The following is a 23,928-nucleotide window of genomic DNA, read 5'->3' as shown; positions in this document are numbered from 1 at the left end:
CTGGTAAGTTTGTCATTATGCAATCGGTTACAATAAGGTCATACAAGGAAGGAGTTGAGGAACGGCATGAATACCGAGACCGAAGTGCTGCAAACCCGGATACCGGCTGTCAAAAGCGCCAGCAAATGGAGACAAGCCTGGAAAACGATCAAACGCTACCGGGCACTGATCCTGATGATTGTGCCTGGAATGTTATACTTGTTCATCAACAACTATTTGCCGATGTTCGGCGTCATCATTGCCTTCAAGGACATCAATTACCGCAAAGGGATTTTGGGGAGCGACTGGGCCGGTCTGAAAAACTTCGAATATTTGTTCAAGACATCAGACGCCTGGCTGATTACCCGCAATACGATTTTGTACAACGGATTTTTTATTCTCATCAATTTGGCGCTTGCGATTGCGGTAGCGATTCTGCTGAACGAAGTGAAAAACCGCTTTATGTCGCGGCTGTATCAAAGCGTCATCCTGCTGCCGTACTTGATCTCGATGGTCATCGTCGGTTATCTGGGCGTAGCGATGCTGAACGTGGAGAACGGATATTTGAACCATCAAATTTTGCCGCTGTTCGGGATTGAACCGATCTCGTGGTACTCCGAACCGAAATATTGGCCGTTTATATTGACAATCGTGAACATCTGGAAAAACGTCGGTTATCTGTGCATCATCTTCCTTGCTGCCATCGTAGGCATCGACAGCGAATATTACGAGGCGGCTACACTTGACGGCGCAAACAAATGGCAGCAAATCCGCACCATTACGCTGCCGCTGCTGTCGCCGACCATCGTCGTGATGGCGCTGCTCGGGATCGGCCGTATTTTCTACTCCGACTTCGGCTTGTTTTATCAGGTGCCGCTGAACTCCGGTCCGCTGCAGCCAGCCACCGATGTCATTGACACTTATGTTTTCCGGGGACTGATGACGCTGGGCGACATCGGGATGTCCTCCGCCGCAGGCTTCTACCAGTCGGTTGTCGGCTTCTCGCTTGTGCTGGTGACCAACTACATCATCCGCCGCAAAAGTCCGGATCAAGCCCTATTCTAGAAAGGAGGCGTCGTGCCTGATGAAATCGAACCATATGAATCAGCTGTTTGTACATGTTATGTTTGTCATCATGGTGGTGGCCTGCGTCTTCCCGTTCCTGCTGCTGTTCATGGCCTCCTTTACCGATCAGAAAACAATCATCAACGAAGGTTACTCCTTATGGCCAAGCGTATTCAGTCTGGAAGCCTATAAATATATGGCCGCCACCTCAAGCTCGCTGGTTCGCGCCTATGGCATCACTGTCTTTATTACAGTCGTCGGCACGTTCGCCGGACTGGCGATCTCGACGATGCTCGCTTACCCGCTGTCCCGCGCTGACTTTCCGATGCGCAAGACGCTCAGCTTTATCGTATTTTTCACGATGCTGTTCAACGGCGGCCTTGTCTCGACCTACTTGATTTACACCGAGTTTTTTCATATCAAAAACACGATCTGGGCTTTGATTATCCCCGGCCTGCTGACGAACGGCTTCTACATTTTGCTCATCCGGACGTTTTTCAGCACTTCGATCCCGGTGCCGGTCATCGAATCGGCGTATATGGACGGAGCGGGCGAGCTCAAAATTTTTTATAAAATCGTGCTGCCGCTGTCGCTGCCGATTTTGGCGACGATTGGTCTGATGCTCGGCATCTCGTATTGGAACGACTGGTTTAACGGAATGGTGTTTGTCACCGACAGCAAGCTGTTTAGTATTCAAAATCTGCTGAACCGGATGCTCAACGACCTGCAGTTTCTACAGAAGAGTTCGATGAACAACGCGTCACAAGCGGCCGCAAACATTCCGACCGATTCGGTGCGAATGGCGATTGCTGTCATCGGGATCGTACCGATCTTTGTCGCGTATCCCTTCTTCCAAAAATATTTTGTCAAAGGTCTTACGATTGGCGCTGTTAAAGGATAAGCAAACCGGCTGCTTCCGGGTTCTGCGACTTGGCCTGCAGCATTACAAGCATACTATAGCTTAAATTTAAGGGGGATAAACAAATGATGAAAGCGTGGAAAGGCACAAGTACGGCACTTAGCGTCATGCTGGCGGCATCGACCTTGCTGGCCGCATGCGGCGGCGACAATTCGCCGGCGGGTGAGAGCGGCGCAGCGGCGGGGGGCGGAGACGGCAAGCCTTATGAAGTGACGCTGGCGTATATCCAGCTCAACGATATGCCGGATCTCGGTCTGGTGCAGGAGGAAATCAACAAGCTGTCGAAGGCGAAAATTAATGCGACGGTCAAGCTGATTCCGATCAGCATCGCCAACTGGACGCAGCAGACGAATCTGATGCTGGCCGGCAACGAGAAGCTGGATTTGATGGTGTCGTCGTCGTTGTTCAACTATGCCAGCCAGGTCGCCAAGGGACAGCTGGAGCCGATGGATGAGCTGCTGAAGCAATACGGCAAAGGCATTGTCGATGCGGTGGGACAGGATGTGCTGAACGGCTCCAAGGTCGATGGTAAAATTTATGGCGTCTCCAGCCTGCGTGATATGGGCGCCGATTACGGCGTTATGATGCGCAAGGATCTGGTGGACAAGTACAATATGGATTTGAGCAAAATCAAAACGTGGGCCGATCTGGAGTCCTTGTATCAAACGATCAAGGAGAAGGAGCCTGGCATGGCGCCGTTGGTGCAACAGACGAATACGGCCATGCCTGCGGCGAACATCTTTAATGTTAATGTAGATTCGATCGGCGACAGCTTGGGCGCTTTGGTTGATCCGTCCAATAGCACCAAGTTCGTCAATTACTTTGAGACGCCGCAGTACAAGGAAACGCTTGATCTCGTGAGCAAATGGTATAAAGCCGGGTACATCATGAAGGACATCGCCACCTCGCAGGAAGTCGGCGTGAATCTCGTGAAGGCCGGCAAGGCGTTCTCGTATTTCTCCAATATGAAGCCGGGCTTCGAGCAGCAGGAAAGCAACCTGGCGGGTATGCCGCTGGTAGGGGTTCGTCTGTCCAAGCCGCTGAAAAAAGCCGATGCGATCAACAGCTTTATGATGTCGGTGACGAAAAACAGCGATAACAAGCAAAAAGCGATGGAGTTTATGAACCTGCTCTACACGGATAAAGACATCATGAACCTGCTGGCACTCGGGATTGAAGGCAAGCATTACGTGAAAAAGTCCGATAACATCATCAAGCTGCCGGACGGTGTCAAGCAAAGCGGCTACCAGTTCAACCAATGGGAGATCGGCAACAACTTTCTGACGTACGTCTGGGACGGCACCGATCCGAAAATTTGGGATCTGACGAAGGCGCATAATGACAACGCGATGAAATCGAAGGCGCTGGGCTTCTCCTGGAACGTGGACCCGGTGAAAACCGAAATGGCGGCGGCGACGAACGTATTGAACCAATACAAGGCCGGTTTGGAAAGCGGGACGCTTGATCCGGCAGTCGTGAGCGAGTTTAACGCCAAGCTGAAGGCAGCGGGTCTGGACAAAATTATCGCCGAGAAACAGAAGCAGTTCGATGCCTGGCTGAAGGTGAACGGGAAATAATGCAACCGATGCTGAAGCCGTACCCGCTCCTGAGGGGTACGGTTTTCAGTTCATTGCCACAATCCTGAAGTATCCAATTGGATAAGAAAGGCGGTACGATATGGACCACAGAAAACACGGGCTGCCGTTTGATGTGCCGGAAAGCAAAAAGCTCCGCTTGCTGATTAATACGGACGCCAAAAACGAAGCGGACGACCAGTTCGCGATCGTCCATGCGCTGCTGACGCCGCGCTTCAAGATCAAGGGCATTATCGGCGCCCAGTTCGAGCAGACGGAACAGAGCTTTATGAAGCGGATGGTCGGCGCCACGATGGAGGAGAGCTGCAAGGAAGTCGAGCGGCTGTTGGCCTTGATGCAGCTACAGGGGCAGGTGCCTGTGTACCGGGGAGCTGCGAGGATGCTGGCGGATGAGCAAACGCCCGAGCCGTCCGAGGGCGCGCAGGCGATCATTCGCGAAGCGCTGGCCGACGATCCATCGCCGCTCTACGTCGTATTTCTCGGGCCACTGACCGATCTGGCTGCTGCCTACTTGCTGGAGCCGTCGATTGCCGGGCGGCTGACGGCGATCTGGATCGGAGGCGGCCATTGGCCGCAAGGCGGCTGGGAGTACAATCTGATGAACGATGTTCATGCCGCCAACGTCGTCTTCGCTGCGGGCATCGACTTGTGGCAGGTGCCGCATACGGTGTATACCACGATTCGCGTCAGCATTGCGGAGCTGGCGTACCGGGTTAAACCGTGCGGTGAGATCGGCGACTACTTGTTCAGGCAGCTGATCGAATTTAACGAGTGGACAGGGCGGACGTTCCCGGATGTGCCGTGGCCGAAAGGCGAGTCGTGGTCGCTGGGCGATTCGCCGGCGATCTCGCTGCTGCTCGACGATCATGAGTACGGGTATGAGCTGAAGCCGACGCCGCGCATCGCCGAGGACATGAGCTACGTGCATGAGCAGGAGGAACGGAAAATCCGTGTGTACCACTACGTCGATGCACGCTACACGCTGGAGGATATGTTCGCCAAGCTGGCGCTGTACGCCGGGCGGTAGAAAAAAAGCAGCGCTGCCCAGGGCAGCCCCTCGCAGAAGAAGCCGATTTTGCGGAGGGCTGTTCAGGCTGGGCGCTGTTTTTGCGTGCAACTTAACGAACGGGCAATTAGCTGTACCACCAGTCAGGCAATATCTCTGTTTCCTGCTCCAGCAGCTCCCGGATGATGGCATCGGCGTCGCTGATGGAGCTGACCAGCGGATCGGTCATCATGGCGCGCCGCAGCTTCACGAGGCTGCGTTCGATCACAGCTTCCGCAGTCAGCTCATGCGTGTCCAGCACCAGCTCCTGCATACCGCGAATCCCGCGCGGCATTTCCCCGACCGGGAGCGGCTTGACGCCGTCAAGTGTAACCTCGCAGCATAACTCCAGAAAGGCGTCATCGCTCATATTGCTGACCGCGCCGCGGTTAGGCGTATTGATATAATACGGCTTGCCCAGGTTGCCGACCATATTTTCGATAATATCGGTCGCGTGATCCGGTCCGAATGTCGTCTTGTACGTGGAGATGGGCCGGACACCGTTAATGAATTCATCAATTTGCTCCCACATCTCGGCATGGCGCTGGTAACGCTCCACCGTTTCCCAAATGAGCAGCGGCGGAATCGCATCAGCCGTCTTGCCGAGCCCCTGCCAGTAACGCACATACTCCTTCGTATGGGCGACGCAGGTTGGCACAAATCCGAAAATGTTGTACAGCTCGTACCCGATGGCGTCGTTATCAATCGACTTGGCTCCGCGGTCGCCGCCGTCAGTTCCTAGCTCGGCCGCCACGCGCAGCGATTCGGCAATTTGCGGAGCGATGTCCCGCCCGTCAAATTCGGCCTTCAGCAGCCAGGTGAAATGGTTGACGCCGGCGATGCGAAAATCAAACCGCTGCTCGATGTCCTCGTTGTAAGCTTGCTTCTCGGTGATGGCGTCGGTCCGCCGCAAGTACCGCTCCTTCACATGCGGCATGTGCAGGCCGTCGCAGAGCGCGAAGCTTTTCAGCTCAGGCGCGTAGCGATGAATCGCGATTCCGTGTACAGCAGACGGATTAATATAGTTGATGACCCAGGCATCCGGGCAGAGGGCGCGAATATCGTCCACACATTCCAGGATGACCGGCAGCTCGCGCATGGCCCGGAATACGCCGCCTGGTCCGATCGTATCGCCGGAGCACATGCGAATGCCGTATTTCTCCGATACCGCGCAATCAATCCCTCTGTATTTCACCGTATCCTTCGCGAAGCTCAGCACGACAAAGTCTGCGCCCGGCAGCACGTCCTTGCGCTCGGTCGAGCCTTCGAGCTTCAGCTCGACGCCTTCCTCCTCGATGACCATCCGGGCCAAGGTCAGCAGCTTGTTCAGCCTCACTTCGTCCGTATCCACCAAGGCCAGCGTGCCGCGATTTAAATAAGGAGACATCACCATTTGCCAGATCGCCTGCCGTCCGAAAAACAAGCTTCCCGCTCCCAATATAACAACCTTTGGATGTTCAGATGTACGTTGGCTCATGATCAGGTTTCCCTCCGCTGTTCGTTTACGTAGTTTGATTTCATGGCGTCGTTGCTTGACTTCATCTTCATTATAGGGAGAACGGGTGAAAGGAACATGGACTGTAGTTTTAACTTGATGTCAAAAAGTACGATTGAAGCTTCGCTCAAACCCATGTAAACTAACAGCAACTGCGCTGACTGTATAAAAAGTATGATTTGATCACAGAAGGGACTGATCCGGAATGGGACGTCCGTCGAGCTCCTTCCAGCTATTCGACGAATTGTCGGAGCATCTGACGCTCCGCATCGCCTCATGCAACATGATGCAGCATCCGTCTTACTGGAGCGAGGATAAGCAGCATGCCGACTATGATCTGTGGGTGCTGCTGGACGGCGAGGTTAACCTGCACATGAACCGGACCTCCGGCACAGCGGGGCCGGGCGACCTTGTTTTGTTTTACCCGTCCGTCCCCTATACGGCTTCTGCCGCCTCGGACGGCTGCTGCTTTCTGTACGTTCACTTTGATTTTGACCTGGGTGACCGGCCGCGCATCCTGGACGACTTCGGCTTGTCCGGCATCGTGGCGGGAGCAGCCCTGGCAGAAGAAACCGCGCTGTTCCGGCGGGCGTTCGAACGTTACCGCAGCCGCGAGGTTGCGTCCAGCGTCAGGCTGAAGGGCTGTCTGACGATGCTGCTGTCGCGGATCATTGAACAGGCGGCCGAATCGGCGGCCGGGTCGGAACAGACCGTACCCGCTCCGGCGCAGCCCGGCAAAGGGGCAATCCGTAAAATGGATGTGCTGCTGCCTGTCTTTGGCTATTTGCAGGAGCATTTGCATCGGCCAATCGCCGTCCGCGAGCTGGCCGAGCAAATCGGCATGTCGGAAAAGTATTTTATTACGTTTTTCAAACGTACAGTCGGCGTCACGCCAGGCTACTACATGCACCAGCTGCGGATGAACAGGGCGCGTGAATATTTGTATCTCGGCAGCTACTCGGTCAAGCAGATCGCCGAACGGCTCGGCTACCCGGACCCCTACACGTTTTCAAAGGCGTTCAAAAAATATTACAACCGTCCGCCGTCGCAATTTGTGTAGCCGCGAGCAGGCGGGGCGGAGGACGAAAGATGCAAGACGAAAGATGCAAAAGCGCAAGACGAAAAACGAAAAGTGCAAGGCGAAAGTCGAAGCACTGCCGGTTCCCGGGGCACCGTTTGCCTGCGGGCCTTCGGGTTCACGGCGTTTGTCCCAAGATAGAGCATAAACCGCAAAGTAGCGGTATTTTTGAACAAAGTAACGGCACAATGGGAAGCGTTTTCTTGATAGGCTGGAACTATCGAATGATTACATAGGTGGAGGCGGAGCAAGATGCTGAAGGTGGCCATTATTGGAGCAGGCGCGATATCGAAGGCGCATATTGAAGGGTACCTGCAATTTCCGGAACGGTGTACGATTGTGGCCGTCAGCGACATTTATGAGGAGAAGGCGCAGCAGCGGATTGACCAGTTTCAGCTTAACGCGCAGGCGGTCAAGGATTACCGCGAGCTGCTACAGGCGGATGTGGATCTCGTCTCCATCTGCACGCCGCCTTATACGCATGCGGCTTTGGCGACGGAATTTATGGAAGCGGGCTCCCATGTGCTGGTGGAGAAGCCGATGGCTTCCTCGCTGGAGGAATGCGATCTGATGAACGAAGCGGCCAAGCGAACGGGCCGACTATTGTCCGTCGTGGCCCAAAATCGGTTCAGGACGCCGATGATGAAGCTGAAGGCGGTGCTGGACAGCGGGCTGATGGGCAGCATCGGACATGTGCAGGTGGATTCCTTCTGGTGGCGCGGACATTGCTATTATGACCTGTGGTGGCGCGGCACGTGGGAGAAGGAGGGCGGCGGCCCGACGCTGAATCACGCCGTACATCACATTGACGCGCTGCTGTGGATGATGGGCCGTCCGGCGGAAGTTCAGGCGTTTATGAGCAATGTGTCGCATGATAATGCGGAGGTTGAGGATTTGTCGATTGGCCTGCTGCGGTATGCGAACGGAGCGCTTGGCCAGGTGACCAGCTCGGTCGTGCATCATGGCGAGGAGCAGCAGCTGATTTTCCAGGGACAGCAAGCGCGTGTGTCCGTGCCGTGGAAGGTGCGGGCGTCCTCCTCGACAGCCAATGGCTTTCCGACACGCAACGCCGCGCTGGAGGAGCAGCTGCAAGCGTTGTATGACGAGCTGCCGGAGGTGGTGTATGAGGCGCATGCCGGGCAAGTCGATAATGTGCTGACGGCCATTGAGACAGGCGCTCCGGCATTGATTGACGGCGTGAGCGGGCGGGAGACGCTGGAGCTGATCACGGCCATTTACAAGTCGGCCAGTACGGGACAGCTCGTGAAGCTGCCGTTGGCCGCCGATGATCCGTTCTACACCAGAAGCGGCGTCCAGGCCCATGCGACTCATTTTTATGAGAAGACGGCATCGGTCGAAAACTTCACGACGCAAACGATTACGACGGGCAGCACGTATAGCTAGGGACAACGCCGATCCCCAAGGGCTGGCAGTACGTCTAGCGAAGCATTTACCGGCGGCCCCGTCCGGCGGTTTGCTTACAAGCGCGGAGTGGTCGTCCGGTCGGCCTGCTTCTGCCATTGCTTACGGTATTGATGCGGCGTGACGCCAAACTGGGTTCGGAACGTCTTGCAGAAGTGGGAGCAGTTGGACATGCCGACGGCTTCGCCGATGTGCGAGACCGGCTGATCGGTAGTCATCAGCAGCTTGACGGCTTGCTGCATCCGTCTGGCGATCACGTAGTCCGAGATGCTTGAGCCGGTGCAATCCTTGAACAGATGAGAGAGATGATGGGCGGAGAGGTGAAGCTCGCTGGCCATATTCTCCAGGCGCAGCGGTTCGGCATAGTGTCCCTCCAGCCAGGCAAGAATACGCTTGGCCTGGTGGGGGAGGCGGGCCGTTCCCTGGTGGAGCGGTCCTTTGTTTTGCTCCCACAGCAGCTTGAAGGCATGGAAAAAACGGATGAGGAATAAGGAATATTCCTCCATCTCGTCCTGGCTGCCCAGCATCGGCTGACGCTGCTCCAGCTCCTGAAACAGCGTGTGCAACGGCAGCAGCTCACCCACATTGTACAGGCAGGGATACGGCAGCCTGCTGGTGTACATATGCTTATAGAAAGCAAGCAGTCCGGGCCACTTGTCGAAATACGCTTCGAACAGCACAGGCTCAAATTGAACGATGGAGCGGACAAACGGAGTTTGCGTACGCGACTCCATTTGCACGCGGTGCAGCTGATACGGCTGAAATACACAGATCATGCCTGACGTGAGCTCATAGCTTGTCTGATCCAGAATCAGCGTCCCCTTGCCCTCGTGTATGATTAAAATTTCCATGCCTTGATGCGCGTGAAAAACGCCGGGAAACGGGGCGGTATCGGCGCTCGTTCGCTGATAGGCGTAAAAGAGCTTCAGCTCGTTCAGATGGATCGGTTGAATATACGACACCAGCGCCACATCCTTTCCAGCCACAGCTCACATTCCCGTCCGCTGCCGATACTATTCAACATATCACATTTCCGAAAAATTTGAATGCTTTTTCCATGCAGTTTTGCTAAAATTAGGCTTGAACAATCCGGGGGGATGAGCTTAGGAAAGCCGTCCTCCGTTTTTATGCAGGCAAGCCGTTGGCGTGCGAGGAAGAGATCGGAACGGCAGTCTGGAAGCATGAAGAAGAGGATAAGAGGATGGAGCGCAGCTATGGGACAACTATTAGCTTTGATGCTGGACGATTTTGCCGACTTCGAGATTACGCTGGCGTTTCATAAGATTAAAAATATCGGCAAACGGGAAGTGATAACGGTAGGCTACAGCCGGGATGAGGTGTTGAGCGAGTCCGGCTTAGGCTACAAGCCTGCGATGACCGTGAAGGAAGCTTTACAGCTGCAGCGGATTGAAGGAATCCTACTTCCCGGCGGGCCGATTCGCGAGCAGCGGGAGGAGCTGACGGAGCTGCTGATCAGGCTTCATCAGGAGCAGGTTATGCTGGCCGCGATCTGCAACGGACCGCAATATCTAGGGAGGGCGGGTATTTTGGATCACCGCACATATACCACGTCTTGCTCTCTCGCCAGCATTCAGCGGCTTGGTGTAGCGGACCCGTTCCCGCGTCATAACGCTGTCGATCAGCGTGTATGGCGCGACGGACATATTATTACAGCGAAAGGCCGCGCATTTGTCGATTTTTCGTTTGCGGTGTTCGACTATTTAGGTATTTACGACGATAGGGGAGAGCAGGAGCAATTATGGAACGATATTAGGGGGTAATCGAAGTCGTGAGCGAAAGCTGATCGAAACGCAGGCGTACAGGTCTGGTTTTGCTCAGCTCTTTTTCTAATTCCAAGTTCTCCTGAATCTATGACAAGAGCTGGCGCTGTTGGCGTTTACAATACAAGTGAATTGAAGGAGGAGGTAATGATCATGGGACCATTAACGGGAAAAGTAGCTTTGGTAGCAGGAGGAACACGGGGAGCCGGGCGCGGCATCGCGGTGGAGCTGGGAGCGGCAGGAGCGACGGTTTACGTCACAGGCCGTACGACCCGGGAACAACAGTCAGAATACAACCGGCCGGAAACGATTGAGGAGACGGCCGAGCTTGTGACCGCGGCTGGAGGTACGGGCATTGCGGTACAGGTGGACCACCTGGAGCCTGAGCAAGTCCGGGCGCTGGTCGCCCGCATTGAGCAGGAGCAGGGGCGGTTGGATGTGCTGGTTAACAATATATGGGGCGGGGAGCAGCTGGCCCAATGGGAGGTTCCGGTGTGGGAGCATTCGTTGGAGAGAGGGCTGCGCATGCTGCGGCTGGCCGTGGACACGCATCTGGTCACGAGTCATCTGGCGCTGCCATTGCTGATTCGTAATCCGCACGGCTTGGTCATTGAGGTGACGGACGGCACAGCCGAATACAATGAACGCAACTACCGGGTGTCTATCTTTTACGATTTGGCAAAAGCTTCGGTCATCCGTATGGCGAAATCGTTGGCTCATGAGCTGGGGCCGCATCAGGGGACAGCGCTTGCGCTGACGCCAGGCTGGATGCGTTCAGAGATGATGCTGGAGCACTTCGGGGTGACGGAAGCAAGCTGGCGCGATGCTGCGGCGAAGGAGCCGCATTTTATCATCTCGGAATCGCCGCGGTACGTAGGCCGGGCGGCAGCCGCGCTGGCAGGCGATTCAGAAGTTGCGCGCTGGAACGGGCAATCGGTATCGAGCGGCCAGCTCGCGCAGGTGTACGGGTTCTGCGATCTGGACGGCACGCAGCCGGATTGCTTCCGGTACATGGCTGAAGTGATCGAGGCCGGCAAGCCCGCCGACGTCACGGGCTACCGGTAGGGGGAAAGAGGCTTGCTTTCAGGTATAGTCTTTCAGGTATAGTAAAGGAATCAGGCTATGTAACTGGAGGATGCCGGATCGGGACTGAAGGAGCGAGCGGATATGAAGGTAATCATCGCGATGGATTCATTTAAAGGAAGCTTGTCTTCGCTGGAAGCGGGGCTTGAGGTGGAACGCGGTATCAAGCAAGCGGCGCCGGAGGCGGAGACGGCGCTGTTTCCGCTTGCAGACGGCGGCGAAGGGACGGCCGCTGCGCTGGTTGCGGCCACGGCTGGGAGGTGGCGCACGGTTCAAGTAACAGGGCCATTGGGCGAGCCTGTCCGTGCGGCGTACGGATTGTTGGGGGACGGCCGTACGGCTGTCATTGAGGTAGCGGCAGCTTGCGGGCTGCCGCTTGTTCCCGTTGACCGCCGCAACCCGCTCAAGACGACGACGTACGGGGTAGGGGAGCTGATTCGCGATGCGATCGGCCAAGGCTGTCGACAATTTGTGATCGGATTGGGCGGCAGCGCCACGAACGACGCCGGGAGCGGAATGCTGCAGGCGCTCGGCTACCGGTTGGAGGAGCAGGATGGCCGCAGCATCGGGCCTGGCGGCGAGGCTTTGCTGCAGCTTCGCCTTATCGTCGGGACGGAGGTTTGTCCGGAGCTGCGGCACTGCCGGTTTATTGTCGCCTGCGACGTAACGAATCCGCTGCACGGCCCGCAAGGGGCTGCCTGCGTGTTTGCCCCTCAGAAGGGGGCCAGTCCCGAGCAGGTCGAGCTGCTGGATCGCGGGCTGGCGCAGTTCGCCGCGGTGGCGGCGGCATCGTACGGCCGCGATTTGCAGGAGATTGCCGGGGCCGGAGCGGCTGGCGGGCTGGGCGGCGCATTTGCCGTATTTTTGCCAAGCGAGCTGCGATCAGGCGTGGAGCTGGTCATGGAGCAGATCGGGATCGAGCGCGCGATGTCCGGAGCCGACTTTGTCATTACCGGCGAGGGGAAGCTGGACGATCAAACGTCGCTGGGCAAGGCGCCGCTCGGCGTAGCCCGTCTGGCCAGCAAGTATGGCATACCGGTGCTGGCTTTGGCTGGCGGTGTGGCCGAGGAGGCAGCGGGATTGCACGACCTGGGCATCACGGCGTATTTCCCGATTCCCTGCGGCCCGGTTACGTTGGAGCAGGCGATGTGCCCGGAGACGGCGAAGCGCAATATCAGGCGCACAGCGGAGCAGCTATTCCGGCTGATCGGCGGGTGCAGGGAAAGAGACGGCTCCCGAGCAGCTGGCAGAGCCGATTCTGAGCGAGTATAGAGGAGAGAGTGCGACAGATGAAAGCCGGCTGCGGAGGCGGTGCAACCTTTTTGCGGCAAGTCCCGTCAATGACAATGACTCGCGAGGTCACAGCACGGGATACGGAAGGGAGAATAACTAATCATGAAAAAGACAACAGCCATCGGCTTGACCGCGCTGCTGCTTAGCGGCATGACGGTGGGATCAGCCTTTGCCTTTAACGATGTGGACGATAGCCAGCGCGAAGCGGTGACTGCGCTGCAGAGCCGCGGCGTGGTGAATGGCATCGACAACGAGCATTTTGCTCCGAAAGGCCAGATCAGCTACGCGCAAGGCGTGCAGATGGTCGTCAAGGCGATGGACCTGAACCTGGACCTGATGAAGCTGGCGAAGCCGCCGGTTGCTTCAGAGCTGTACCCGAACGTCAGCGATGATGCCTGGTTTGCGCAAGCTTTTATTTTCGCTCATTATAATGGGCTGGACATTCCCCAGGACGTGAATCCGCACGCGAAAATTACGCGGGAGCAGTTCGGCAGCCTGCTTGTGCAAGCTTTGGAGAAGAAGGGCAATTTCCCGCTCGTGAAGATGTTTATCGAAGTGAAAGACGATGATCAGTTTACACCGGTGCTGCAGGGCAGTATTCAACGGCTGCTGCTGTACAAAATCACCTCGCTTGATGCCGAGGGCAAGTTTCATCCGCAAAGCGAGCTGACGCGCGGCGAGGCGGCGGTCTGGGTCTACAACGCGTTGCGTGTACTGGAGGCCCATTCGAGCAAGCCGGCCCCAGCTCCGGCCCCGGCGGCTGAAATTACGGTCAGCGTGGATAAAGTCAACGATGAAGTCAGCAAGGTGACCTTGACCTGGGCAGAGCGGCCTCATCCGGGCTACGGCATGGAGATTACGGGCATTCGCTTTGAGTCAGGCAACCAAGCCGTCATTACCTACAAGCTGACGGACCCAGACCCGGACAAGATGTATCCGCAGGTCATTACTCCGGCGAAGGTATTGACCTTTATTCCGGCAGGCTATGAGGCTGTGGCCGAGCCTGACGCGGTCATCAATTACACTACGGAAGCGGCGAGAGAGCTTTAGACTCTTCTTTAAATATGGTCAGAATCGTCCGTATGGCGGGCGGCTCTGGCCTTTTTATGTAAACGGATGTTGCTTCATTTGACAATCATATCTCTCAGCCTGCAAGGTATAGGTAGAACGATTGGATTGAGGTTACAAGAAAACCAGCTTTCCGGGAGGTCGTATGCATAAAGTAATGAAATTGAAAGCGACAGGCGCAATCGCCTGCGCACTCATGTTGACCACAGCGCTGAGCCATCCTGCCGAGCTGCTTGCGGCCACAGCTGAAGCTTCCGTCCGTCCAACCACGGCGAGCTTCAAGGACTTGCAGCATGTAGACGCGAGCCTGAAGACGCAGATTGATACGCTGCTGGCAGCGAAGCTGTTCGACGGCGTGTCGGACGATACGTTTGGCATCGGAGAACGGATGACCCGCGCGCAATTTGCCAAGGTTGCTGCGCTTATGTTTGAGCTGCCGATAGCAGGCGCAGGTACAGTGTCTGACTTTACCGATGTCCGTGCGGACGATCCGGCCAACGGCTGGGCGATTCCTTATATTGAAGCGGCGAGAAATACCGGTCTGGTTGACGGAGTATCGGAGACGGCCTTCGCTCCCTCCGATGCGGTGACAGTGGGCCAGCTGGATACGATTTTACTGAAGGGACTGGGGAAAAAGGTCGAAACGGCAGGTCAGCCGTGGTACAGCGATGCGGTTCAGCAGGCGGAAGCGCTTGGCATTCATCCCGTCGGTAAATCCGGCGCTGCTGCCGCTGATCGCGCTGATCTGGTGCAAGCTGCTTATGCCGCTCTCCAGCTTCTGAAGCCGGTCGGGCAGCCCCAGACGCCAGCTCCGCCGGCCACGCCACCCGCGTCTGTTGCGCCGGTGTCGGTACGCGCTGTGACGGCTTCTCCCGATTCGCTTCAGCTCCAGGTCACATTGGACGGCAAGGTGGACCCAACAAAAGCCACCCTAAGCCTGAGCAAGGATGGAGCGGCCATTGCTGCTGCAACAGCATGGTCCGAGGATCGCTCATCCGCCAGCTTGACGATCCGTTCCGCACTGGCTCCTGGCGACTACACGGTAACACTTGGCGGATTGGACCCGGCTGCGATCAAGCAGGCGACCGGCAAGCTCACGATTACCGCTGCAACCTCATCGTCCGTCACGACGGGAAATATGACCTACAGCGTTTCGCCGGTCTTCGAGCTTGCCAATGTCCGGGATAGCGGCCTGACCGAGCTGGCTACGGGCAGCAGCGGCTATGTGACGCGGGCGAATGCCGAAAACCCGACGACCAGCAAATTTGCAAAGGAAATTAAATTGAGGGTGATTTCCGGCGGCGAAGAGGTTGCTGTGCCGGGGATAATCCAGGCGATGACCTCGACGAATCCCGGCGTTGTGGATGTGAGCGTGTCGGCCGATCATCGCGGTTATGTGCTTGGCAATAAGTCAGGAACCGCTACGCTCACCGTGCTGTTTAGAGCGCTCAATGGCGAAACGAAACAGCTGCAGACGACAGTTACGGTGAAGTCCGATCCCTTGCTTGGCCAGAAGCTAACGGCTGCGAACAGGTACACTCGCGAACTGAGCGCATCCGCTGAATTCAATGCTTATGAAGCGATGGACCTTGCGCTGACCGATAATTACGGCATTGTCTATGAACGCGACGAAATCAAGAGCTATAATTTCGCGTTGGCGACGCTGTTCATGACCAATGCCGTGGAAGGAGGCGGCACGGTTCAGGTTGCCCAGGACGGCGTCGTCCGGATTAGCGGCACGGTTACAGCCTTTGAGCTGACCGCCGTCTTGCCTGGCGGACAGCGTGCAACCACTTATGTTACTTTAAAGTAGGCACAACCAGAATCCGCGTTTGACAAATGACTAGATCACGCCTGCTGAACCCGCAGCTTCTCGCTCCATGTATCAAACATGGGTTGCTGCGGGTATATTTGCCCAAGCCGCCGGAGACAATGGGGAAGGCGCTAAAAAGTTGTAAAACCACTTGCAAAATGCAGGCGAAGTGGTTATCATAAATAGTGTTGTTAGCACTTGAGACATTCGAGTGCTAAACGAAACTGAGATCCACATTTTAAAGGAGGCAATTTCTCATGATCAAACCGTTGGGTGATCGCGTAGTTATCGAAGCCATCGCTAAGGAGGAAACGACCGCATCCGGAATCGTACTGCCTGACACGGCTAAGGAAAAGCCGCAAGAAGGTAAAGTCGTAGCAGTCGGCAGCGGTACACTCAAGGATGGCGAACGCGTAGCGCTCGAACTGAAGGAAGGCGACCGTGTTATTTTCTCCAAATACGCGGGTACCGAAGTGAAATTCGAAGGCCGCGATTTGCTGATCATGCGCGAAAGCGACGTACTGGCTGTTCTGGCTTAGTCATCGCACCTTATACTTAGGCTTAGCCTCGTTACTTAGAAATATCCGAACGTGTTCAACATAAACATTTTCCAAATCAGGAGGGTTCATTCATGGCTAAAGATATTAAATTCAGCGAAGAAGCTCGCCGTTCGATGCTTCGCGGCGTAGACGCTTTGGCGAACGCTGTTAAAGTTACACTCGGTCCTAAAGGCCGCAATGTCGTGCTTGAGAAAAAATTCGGCAGCCCGCTGATCACAAATGACGGCGTGACGATCGCGAAAGAAATCGAGCTGGAAGACGCGTTCGAAAACATGGGCGCTCAGCTCGTTAAAGAAGTAGCGACTAAAACAAACGACGTTGCCGGCGACGGTACGACAACAGCTACGGTGCTGGCGCAAGCGATGATCCGCGAAGGCTTGAAAAACGTAACGGCAGGCGCTAACCCGATGGTTATCCGCAAAGGTATCGAGAAAGCTGTTAAAGCAGCTGTCGGCGAACTCGCCAGCATTGCCAAGCCAATCGAAGGCAAGCAATCCATCGCACAAGTTGCCGCTATTTCTGCAGCTGATGATGAAGTCGGCGAACTGATCGCAGAAGCCATGGAAAAAGTCGGCAAGGACGGCGTAATCACCGTTGAAGAATCCAAAGGCTTCGCTACGGAGCTGGAAGTCGTTGAAGGCATGCAGTTCGACCGCGGCTACATTTCCCCGTACATGATTACGGATACGGATAAAATGGAAGCTGTGCTGGACAACCCGCATATCCTGATTACGGACAAAAAAATTACGAACATTCAAGAGATCCTGCCGGTTCTTGAGAAAGTCGTACAATCCGGCAAGCAATTGCTGATCATCGCTGAGGATGTCGAAGGCGAAGCGCTGGCGACCTTGGTCGTTAACCGTCTGCGCGGCACGTTCACTTGCGTAGCTGTTAAAGCTCCTGGCTTTGGCGACCGCCGCAAAGCGATGCTGGGCGATATCGCTGCCCTCACTGGCGGCCAAGTGATCACCGAAGAGCTCGGCCTTGAGCTGAAATCGACGCGTCCGGATCAACTCGGCTCCGCTCGTCAAGTTCGTGTAACGAAAGAAAACACGATCATCGTTGACGGCGCTGGCGACAAGAAAGATATCGGCACTCGCGTTTCGCAAATCCGCGCTCAACTGGAAGAGACGACGTCCGAGTTCGATAAAGAAAAGCTGCAAGAGCGTCTTGCGAAGCTGTCCGGCGGCGTAGCTGTCGTGAAGGTCGGCGCTGCTACCGAAACTGAGCTGAAAGAGCGCAAACTGCGTATCGAAGATGCTCTGAACGCAACGCGAGCGGCTGTTGAAGAAGGAATCGTGGCAGGCGGCGGTACTGCGCTTGTTAACGTATATGCGGCAGTTGCTGCTGTGCAAGCTGGCGGCGACGAGCAAACAGGCGTGAACATTGTTCTGCGCGCGCTGGAAGAGCCTGTTCGTACCATCGCAGCTAATGCGGGTCAAGAAGGCTCGGTCATCGTTGAGCGCCTGAAAAAAGAAGCAACAGGCATCGGCTACAATGCTGCTTCCGGCGAGTGGGTAAACATGATCGAAGCTGGTATCGTTGATCCTGCGAAAGTAACGCGCTCCGCCTTGCAAAATGCAGCGTCCGTTGCTTCCATGTTCCTGACGACTGAAGCTGTCATTGCTGACAAACCGGAAAAAGACAAGCCAGCTATGCCTGATATGGGCGGCATGGGTGGTATGGGCGGCATGGGCGGATTCTAATCCGGCCCTGATCGGTGAAGCTGCGGCTTCAAGCCCAGGTTTAGATAGGAGAAACGGCATCCGTGAGGATGCCGTTTTTTGGCATGATCCGGAGGCCAGGGAATCTGCTGAAGTCAAGCGGCTTGTATGCTTTTATGGTACAATAGCTGGCAAGAATACGAAGTAAATCAGGAATTGATTTGAATTTGAAGAGGTGCAGGCAATGCAGCTACGAACGAATAAGGAATGGACCCGTTTTTTGTTCAGCCACTTTTCACAGCCTGTTTTGCGGCAAGGGCTGGAATTATACCGCGAGGATGAAATAAGCTCCTACGAGTCTGACGATCATCTTCTGCAAGGCGCGGTTCTCCAGAAGAAGCCCAATGGCCGCTACCAGGAGCTTGAGGCTGTCTTCAATCTGGATGCGCCGGGGAGAAGCAGCTGCGCTTGTACGCGCTCACCTGCTTGCGAGCACTTGGCCGCGTTGCTGATGCTTCATCTCGAGGAAGAGATAGGGCTTTCACCGGAAACTCTGTTGTCGCCCGGCGGCAGCGCCTGGGGGGCGCGCGTACAAACGGCAAGCTCGCCAATGGTCGAGAAGAAGGCTGACAAGCTCCCCGCACCCGCATCCAACTCCAGTGTAGAGGACTGGCACCGCTATTTCCGCCAGCAATTTCCGCCGGAGCGATTTAACGCGCCGCGCGTGATGGAGCGATTTTACGACACCGTCTATGGCGGCTTGTCGCCGATTAGCGCTTCCTGGCCGGCGCCGTTGCGCGGCTTGTTTGACATTCATGCGCTGTTGTTTACGTTTGAGACGCTAGGCAATATGTCGGCTTCCGTCTATCGTTACTCGTTTGCTTATGATTTTTATTCATGGAGGGAGCTGTTTGGAGAAGCCTCCGGTCAGGCTTACCGCCAGTTAATCGCTGTACTGAATCGGATGGACGCAGTCGAGACCTCCCGGCAATATGGCGATCATGTGCTTGCTACCATTGCTTATTTGGCCGAGCATGCGTTTCCGGCGGCAGGTAGTTCAGTTCCCTGGGTCAATATTTATATCTCTGTCTGGCGAGGGCTCATGATTGACCCGGCGGCCAGAGACCGGGAGAAGGCTAGGCTGAGCCGGGCGTCCAGACAGCAGATCAGTCCGGCCGCATTTGATCAGCTGCAGGTTGCGAGAATTATGTTTGATGTGGATGAGGCCCAGGATGCGGCTGCCTTGAAGAAGGCGGCTGAGCTGCAGGCGAACGGGCATGTGCGCATGTATCCGCTTTTGTATGGATTTCAGCAGGCGAAGGAGTGGGAAAGGCTGCAGCATTGGCTGGAGGAGCTGGCCCCGCTTATTGATGAGAAATGGAGCCGGCCTGACGACACTTATTATGCGTTCTGGGAACAGGTGATGGCTCATCGGCCGGCCGAGGAGGCTTGGGAGCGGACGATGCGCGCGCTGTTTCCGGCGAGTATCCCGGTTTATTTGGAGCGTCTGATGCGTCAGGAGCGGTTTCAGGAATGGGTGGATTTGCATATGGCGTTTGGCTACACGCCGCTTGACCTGCGCGCCGCTGACTACAAGCCGATTGAGCTGAAGCGCAAGGATTTGCTGCTTCCCTGGTTCCATCACAGCGCCGAAAAGCTGATTGCGGAGAAAAATCGCACCGCCTATAAGCAGGCAGTCAAGCTGCTGAAAAAATTGCGTACGATGTACGGCAAGCTGAAGCGCAAGGAGCGCTGGGAGCTGTATTTGGCGCATATTACGGTGAAATATTCGCGTTTGCGCGCGTTGCAGGAGGAGCTGGCGCAGCTCCGGAAGGGAGAAGCTTAGAGGATGATCCACTTGAAGACGTATCTTATTCAGGGTGAGCCTCTGCCTGGGGGCGGCTGGGCGTTGTGGTCGGAGGCGGAGGACGGTCGAGCCGAGCTGTCTGCCGAAAGCTCGCGTGCGCGATTATTTCCGTGGCATGAACGTTCCATGTACGGTACGCTGCTGGAGCTGGGGCTGCCAGGTCGTCCCGAGGCGTTCAAGCTGTCTGCTTACGACGCACTGGACTATTTGGCTGAGCCGGACGTTTCGCTTCATTTACCATTGGCCTGGAGTGAGACGCTGCAAGCAGCCAGACAGGCTGCCAGGCTGCTGAGGCGGGCGCTGGACAAGGGATGGTACCGTCCTGATCCGGCGGCGTGGCTGCGCGGGGAGCTGAGCTGGGCGCTGTTGCTGCCGTCTGAGCAAGCGGATGAGCTGGAGCAGCTGCAGCAGCAGCTTGCGGCTGTCGGAGCCGATCCGACGGCCTGGTTTTCAGCGGCGCTGGAGCAGCTGCTTACGGAAGAGGATAGGATAGCGGGAGCCTGGAGCGAGCTGCTGGCTCAGGAGCCGCTGCTGAAGCGGCACCGCGACGATGCTGAGCTGCTGCAGCAGGAGCTGGCGGAGCTGCACAGCGGACGGTACAAGACGGCTGAGCCTGTCGATGCAGCGGGGCTGCTGGATGAGGAAAGCTGGCTTGTTTCGGTCGGCTGGAAAAAGGATGACATTCCGTTCCGGATTGGCCTGCAGCTGCTGGAGCCACGCGGGTTGGAGGAAGGCGGGGACGAGGGGCGCGCAGAGAATGGGCGGCTGTCGGCTGATGAGCAGACCTGGTCGCTCAGCCTGCTGCTTCAGGACAAGCAGGATCTGACACGGATTGTCGAACAGGAGCTGGAAGGCGTCTCGCCGTCTCAGTTAGGTTCGCTTTTAAGCGGCAGACACGATCTTCCCGCGCATTGGCGTGACACGCTGGCGACCAAGCTGGAAACCGATTTGGGGCGCGCGCTGCTGGCCGTGCCGGAGCTGCTGAGGGCAGTAGATCGGGAAGCAGATCAGGAAGCAGATCAGGCTGAAGCAAGCGCCCGTTTCCGTGGACGGCTGACCGATGACGAGGCCTGGACCTTTTTGGACCGATATAGCTTGAAGCTTGTGCAGGCGGGCTTGCAAGTATGGCTGCCTTCTTGGTGGGAGGAGCTGCGGCGGACGCAGCCGCGACTGAAGGCGCAGCTGCAGCCCTCGGCAGGCGCCGGCTCGGGCTCCATGCTGGGCATTGACCAGCTGATGACATTTGACTGGAAGATCGCCGTCGGCGATACGGACTTCTCGGATGCCGAGTTTGCCCGTCTTGTTGCTGCAAACAAACGGATGATGTACGTGCGCGGGCGCTGGATTCAGCTGGACCCGGCTTTTGTCGAAGCGATGCGCAAAGCGATGAAGCGTGTGGGCAAGGGAGGACTTTCCTTCCGTGAAGTGATGGAGCTTCACCTCTTGCAAGCCGAGCAATCAGGCAGTGCGCCTGCGCAGGAAGGTCATGCCGACCTGACGCCGGAGGAGGCGGAGCGGCAGCTGCGGATTGAGGTTGGTCTGAATCGTCATATGGCCCGGCTGCTGGAGCAATTGCAGGATACAGACCGCATCCCGGTGGTAGACGCTCCGGCAGGGCTGCAGGCCGAGCTGCGCAGCTACCAGCGGGATGGGCTGTCATGGCTGCTCTTTTTGCGGAAATTCGGCTTCGGGGCATGTCTGGCGGATGATATGGGTCTTGGCAAAACGATTCAATTTATCGGCTACTTGCTGCATGCGCGGCAGGCGGGTTCCGGGTTGGATGCGGCTGGAGCAAGCGAAGGAACAGTGAAATCGGCCCAAGCAAGCGCCGCCCTGACGGAAGCGGAAGCAGACGCAGCGCCCAAACGCCGGGGACGGCCGCGCAAGGAGCAGTCTATGTCAGCAGAGCTTGCGCCTGCGGCTAAAGCTGACCAGCCGGTTTCGGCTTCTGCCGTAATCGCAGACCATGGCGCCCGTTCGCCCGGCCTGCTGATTTGCCCCACCTCCGTGCTCGGTAACTGGCAGAAGGAGCTGGAACGGTTCGCGCCTTCCCTGCGCGTATATTTGCATTACGGTGCTCAGCGGGCTAAGGGCGAGGCTTTTGCTCCGGCGGTGCAGGGCTATGATATTGTGCTGACTTCCTATACGCTGGCGCAAATGGATGAGGAGGAGCTGTCCGCAGTCATGTGGGATGTCATCGGTCTGGACGAAGCGCAAAACATCAAAAATGTCCATACGAAGCAATCTGCTGCGGTTCGTAAGCTTAACGCCCGCCATCGGATTGCGTTGACCGGGACGCCGATTGAAAATAAGCTGACCGAGCTTTGGTCGATTTTTGATTTTATGAACCCGGGCTATCTGGGGACGCTTGGCGGCTTCACTCATAAATACGTGAATCCGATCGAGAAGGGCGACGCCCAGGAGCTAATCGGACAAGTGCAGAAGCTGATCAAGCCGTTTCTGCTGCGGCGGGTCAAAAAAGATCCCGCTATCCAGCTCGATCTGCCGGACAAAACGGAAACCAAGGTATATGTGCCGCTCACCGTAGAGCAAGCGACCCTGTACGAAAACACGGTGCAAGATATGCTGGAGCAGATCGACAAGCTGAGCGGAATCGAGAAAAAGGGACTCATTCTCGCTACACTGAGCAAGCTCAAGCAAATTTGTGATCACCCGGCGTTGTTTCTTAAGCAACCGTCCGATTCGGCTTGGGAGGAGCGCTCCAGCAAGCTGGAACGGCTGCTTGAACTGGTGGATGAGCTGCGGCAGGAGGGCGAGAGCTGCCTGATCTTTACCCAGTTCGTCGAAATGGGCCATCTGCTCAAGGCGACGCTGGAGCGTGAGCGGGGCGAGCAGGTACTGTTCCTGCACGGCGGCGTGCCCAAACAGCAGCGCGATGCGATGATCGCCCGTTTTCAGGGCGAAGCGGGGCCAGCTTCATTGTCACCTGCGGAAGCTGCTGCCAAACAGACGCGGTCTCGAAGCTCGGCTGTGACGGTCGAGGAAGCGTCGTTTGCGGCGGATGCATCAGCGGGTGTCGTCTCGGACCGGGAGGGCATGCCGAGGTCACACTCCGATTCCATTCAGCCCAAAGCAGAAGCTGCTCTAGCGAGCGGAGCTGCTGTGAATGATGGCGCAGGCGGCGGAATATTCATTCTTTCGCTGAAAGCGGGAGGGACGGGGCTTAATCTGACGGCGGCGAATCATGTGTTTCACTTTGACCGCTGGTGGAATCCCGCTGTGGAAAACCAGGCGACCGACCGGGCCTTCCGCATCGGTCAGACGCGTAACGTGCAGGTACACAAGTTTGTTGCGTTAGGTACGCTTGAGGAGCGGATTGATGAAATGATCGAACGCAAGCTGGGCCTCAGCGAGCAAATCGTAGGCGCTGGCGAGAACTGGGTCACGGAAATGTCGACGGACGAGCTGCGGGAGATGTTTGCCTTGCGCCGGGAATGGATCGGCAAGTAGGCCATGGCGGAGCTGATGCAGCGTCTGTAGCGACTTGTTAAGATGAAAGGAGAGACACGCGTGTCCAAGCGAAAGCGTGACAAAATCAAGGCCAAAGAACGGCGCCACAGCCGCAACGACAAAGCCGTCGAATTGTCTGTTATTCAGGGTGGCGTACAGGGAAGCTCGCAAGCCGCCCCTCCATCCCCAGCCAGTGGCAACCAGCCGTTTCGGACGGATAAAGGTTCCACGGATGCGGCGGCCGCCGACTCACACACTCAGGACCGGCGAAGCGACGGGGCTGGACCTGGCTCCGTCGCTGCTGAACCTGTCCCGGTCCCCAAGCGTCGGGGACGGCCGCCCAAAAGCGCTTTGGCGGCTGCGACCGCAAGCTCCGCACAGCCGAATAAGGCTGGCAGCCGTTCACGGGCGGAGGCAAACGAGGGGACAGGTGCTCCTGTTGCGGGTCTGACTGCAGCGGGAGCTGTGCAGGCTCAAGCTCAGCAGGCGGGGCGCGGTCGGCCTCCAGCCCAGCGTTCTGCCGCAGTCAACTCGTCCGGCCAAGCAGCGTCTGGCATGCCCGTCGCAGCGAAGCCGCGCGGAGCGAAGGGCAAGCAGACTGCAGTGAATTGGGAGAGCCAGCTTGATCTGGAGGCCGCCCCGCATTTGCGCGACATGGCTCCAGCCTGGCAGCAGCTGTATGCCAGAGTCGGGCAGGTCGCCCGGCGGCAGGACACTTAGCTCGACTTGA

Annotated in this window: 18 protein-coding genes; 16 read left to right on the top strand and 2 right to left on the bottom strand. The window is 56.7% G+C overall.

Annotated features, from left to right (window positions below; all coding sequences use genetic code 11):
* Positions 1 to 66 precede the first annotated feature (66 nt).
* From AC6ROY_RS07510 to AC6ROY_RS07495, 4 genes are all read left to right on the top strand, one after another.
* On the top strand, positions 67 to 1,044 hold the full coding sequence (locus AC6ROY_RS07510; protein ID WP_500099573.1) for an ABC transporter permease: 978 nt from the start codon (positions 67 to 69) through the stop codon (positions 1,042 to 1,044).
* Between the two features lie 16 nt (positions 1,045 to 1,060).
* On the top strand, positions 1,061 to 1,945 hold the full coding sequence (locus AC6ROY_RS07505) for a carbohydrate ABC transporter permease (RefSeq protein WP_500099599.1): 885 nt from the start codon (positions 1,061 to 1,063) through the stop codon (positions 1,943 to 1,945).
* 83 nt (positions 1,946 to 2,028) lie between these two features.
* Positions 2,029 to 3,540, top strand: a complete 1,512-nt coding sequence (locus AC6ROY_RS07500) for an ABC transporter substrate-binding protein (RefSeq protein WP_500099572.1) — start codon at positions 2,029 to 2,031, stop codon at positions 3,538 to 3,540.
* A gap of 100 nt (positions 3,541 to 3,640) precedes the next feature.
* On the top strand, positions 3,641 to 4,585 hold the full coding sequence (locus AC6ROY_RS07495; protein ID WP_500099571.1) for a nucleoside hydrolase: 945 nt from the start codon (positions 3,641 to 3,643) through the stop codon (positions 4,583 to 4,585).
* A gap of 106 nt (positions 4,586 to 4,691) precedes the next feature.
* Here the strand turns inward: AC6ROY_RS07495 and AC6ROY_RS07490 are convergent, their stop codons facing one another.
* Positions 4,692 to 6,080, bottom strand: a complete 1,389-nt coding sequence (locus AC6ROY_RS07490) for a family 4 glycosyl hydrolase (protein ID WP_500099570.1) — start codon at positions 6,078 to 6,080, stop codon at positions 4,692 to 4,694.
* 223 nt (positions 6,081 to 6,303) lie between these two features.
* On the opposite strand from AC6ROY_RS07490, the gene AC6ROY_RS07485 reads away from it, so the two are divergent.
* Both AC6ROY_RS07485 and AC6ROY_RS07480 read left to right on the top strand, forming a co-directional pair.
* On the top strand, positions 6,304 to 7,158 hold the full coding sequence (locus tag AC6ROY_RS07485) for a helix-turn-helix domain-containing protein (protein WP_500099568.1): 855 nt from the start codon (positions 6,304 to 6,306) through the stop codon (positions 7,156 to 7,158).
* 270 nt (positions 7,159 to 7,428) lie between these two features.
* The gene (locus AC6ROY_RS07480; RefSeq protein WP_500099567.1) at positions 7,429 to 8,580 is read left to right on the top strand and encodes a Gfo/Idh/MocA family protein; all 1,152 of its coding nucleotides are present in this window, start codon (positions 7,429 to 7,431) and stop codon (positions 8,578 to 8,580) included.
* 74 nt (positions 8,581 to 8,654) lie between these two features.
* Here the strand turns inward: AC6ROY_RS07480 and AC6ROY_RS07475 are convergent, their stop codons facing one another.
* Entirely contained in the window at positions 8,655 to 9,584 is a 930-nt protein-coding gene (locus AC6ROY_RS07475; RefSeq protein ID WP_500099566.1) for an AraC family transcriptional regulator, read from the bottom strand.
* A gap of 228 nt (positions 9,585 to 9,812) precedes the next feature.
* On the opposite strand from AC6ROY_RS07475, the gene AC6ROY_RS07470 reads away from it, so the two are divergent.
* The 10 genes from AC6ROY_RS07470 to AC6ROY_RS07425 all read left to right on the top strand — a co-directional run bounded on the left by AC6ROY_RS07470 (position 9,813) and on the right by AC6ROY_RS07425 (position 23,918).
* Positions 9,813 to 10,379, top strand: coding sequence for a DJ-1/PfpI family protein (locus AC6ROY_RS07470; RefSeq protein WP_500099564.1), 567 nt, complete (start codon positions 9,813 to 9,815; stop codon positions 10,377 to 10,379).
* A 153-nt stretch (positions 10,380 to 10,532) separates the two neighbouring features.
* Positions 10,533 to 11,444, top strand: a complete 912-nt coding sequence (locus AC6ROY_RS07465) for an SDR family oxidoreductase (protein WP_500099562.1) — start codon at positions 10,533 to 10,535, stop codon at positions 11,442 to 11,444.
* Between the two features lie 102 nt (positions 11,445 to 11,546).
* Complete coding sequence (locus AC6ROY_RS07460) at positions 11,547 to 12,734, top strand: glycerate kinase family protein (protein WP_500099560.1); 1,188 nt, start codon at positions 11,547 to 11,549, stop codon at positions 12,732 to 12,734.
* A 123-nt stretch (positions 12,735 to 12,857) separates the two neighbouring features.
* Positions 12,858 to 13,805, top strand: coding sequence for an S-layer homology domain-containing protein (locus AC6ROY_RS07455; RefSeq protein WP_500099559.1), 948 nt, complete (start codon positions 12,858 to 12,860; stop codon positions 13,803 to 13,805).
* A 163-nt stretch (positions 13,806 to 13,968) separates the two neighbouring features.
* Positions 13,969 to 15,636: an S-layer homology domain-containing protein gene (locus AC6ROY_RS07450; protein WP_500099558.1), complete on the top strand. Its 1,668-nt coding sequence runs from the start codon at positions 13,969 to 13,971 to the stop codon at positions 15,634 to 15,636.
* Positions 15,637 to 15,893: 257 nt separating this feature from the next.
* Entirely contained in the window at positions 15,894 to 16,175 is a 282-nt protein-coding gene (groES, locus tag AC6ROY_RS07445) for a co-chaperone GroES (RefSeq protein WP_159885981.1), read from the top strand.
* A gap of 92 nt (positions 16,176 to 16,267) precedes the next feature.
* Positions 16,268 to 17,902 carry a chaperonin GroEL gene (gene groL, locus AC6ROY_RS07440; RefSeq protein ID WP_500099557.1) on the top strand — a complete coding sequence of 545 codons (1,635 nt, stop codon included), beginning with the start codon at positions 16,268 to 16,270 and terminating at the stop codon, positions 17,900 to 17,902.
* 202 nt (positions 17,903 to 18,104) lie between these two features.
* Positions 18,105 to 19,706 (top strand): hypothetical protein, encoded by a 1,602-nt coding sequence (locus tag AC6ROY_RS07435; RefSeq protein WP_500099556.1) that lies wholly within the window; start codon positions 18,105 to 18,107, stop codon positions 19,704 to 19,706.
* Between the two features lie 3 nt (positions 19,707 to 19,709).
* Entirely contained in the window at positions 19,710 to 23,198 is a 3,489-nt protein-coding gene (locus tag AC6ROY_RS07430) for an SNF2-related protein (protein WP_500099555.1), read from the top strand.
* Positions 23,199 to 23,258: 60 nt separating this feature from the next.
* Positions 23,259 to 23,918, top strand: a complete 660-nt coding sequence (locus tag AC6ROY_RS07425; protein ID WP_500099554.1) for a hypothetical protein — start codon at positions 23,259 to 23,261, stop codon at positions 23,916 to 23,918.
* The last annotated feature ends 10 nt before the right edge of the window (positions 23,919 to 23,928 follow it).

This window comes from Paenibacillus sp. sg306046 (assembly GCF_059821225.1).
The sequence above is the reverse complement of the archived record's forward strand: the minus strand, read 5'-3'. Positions and strand labels throughout refer to the sequence as shown.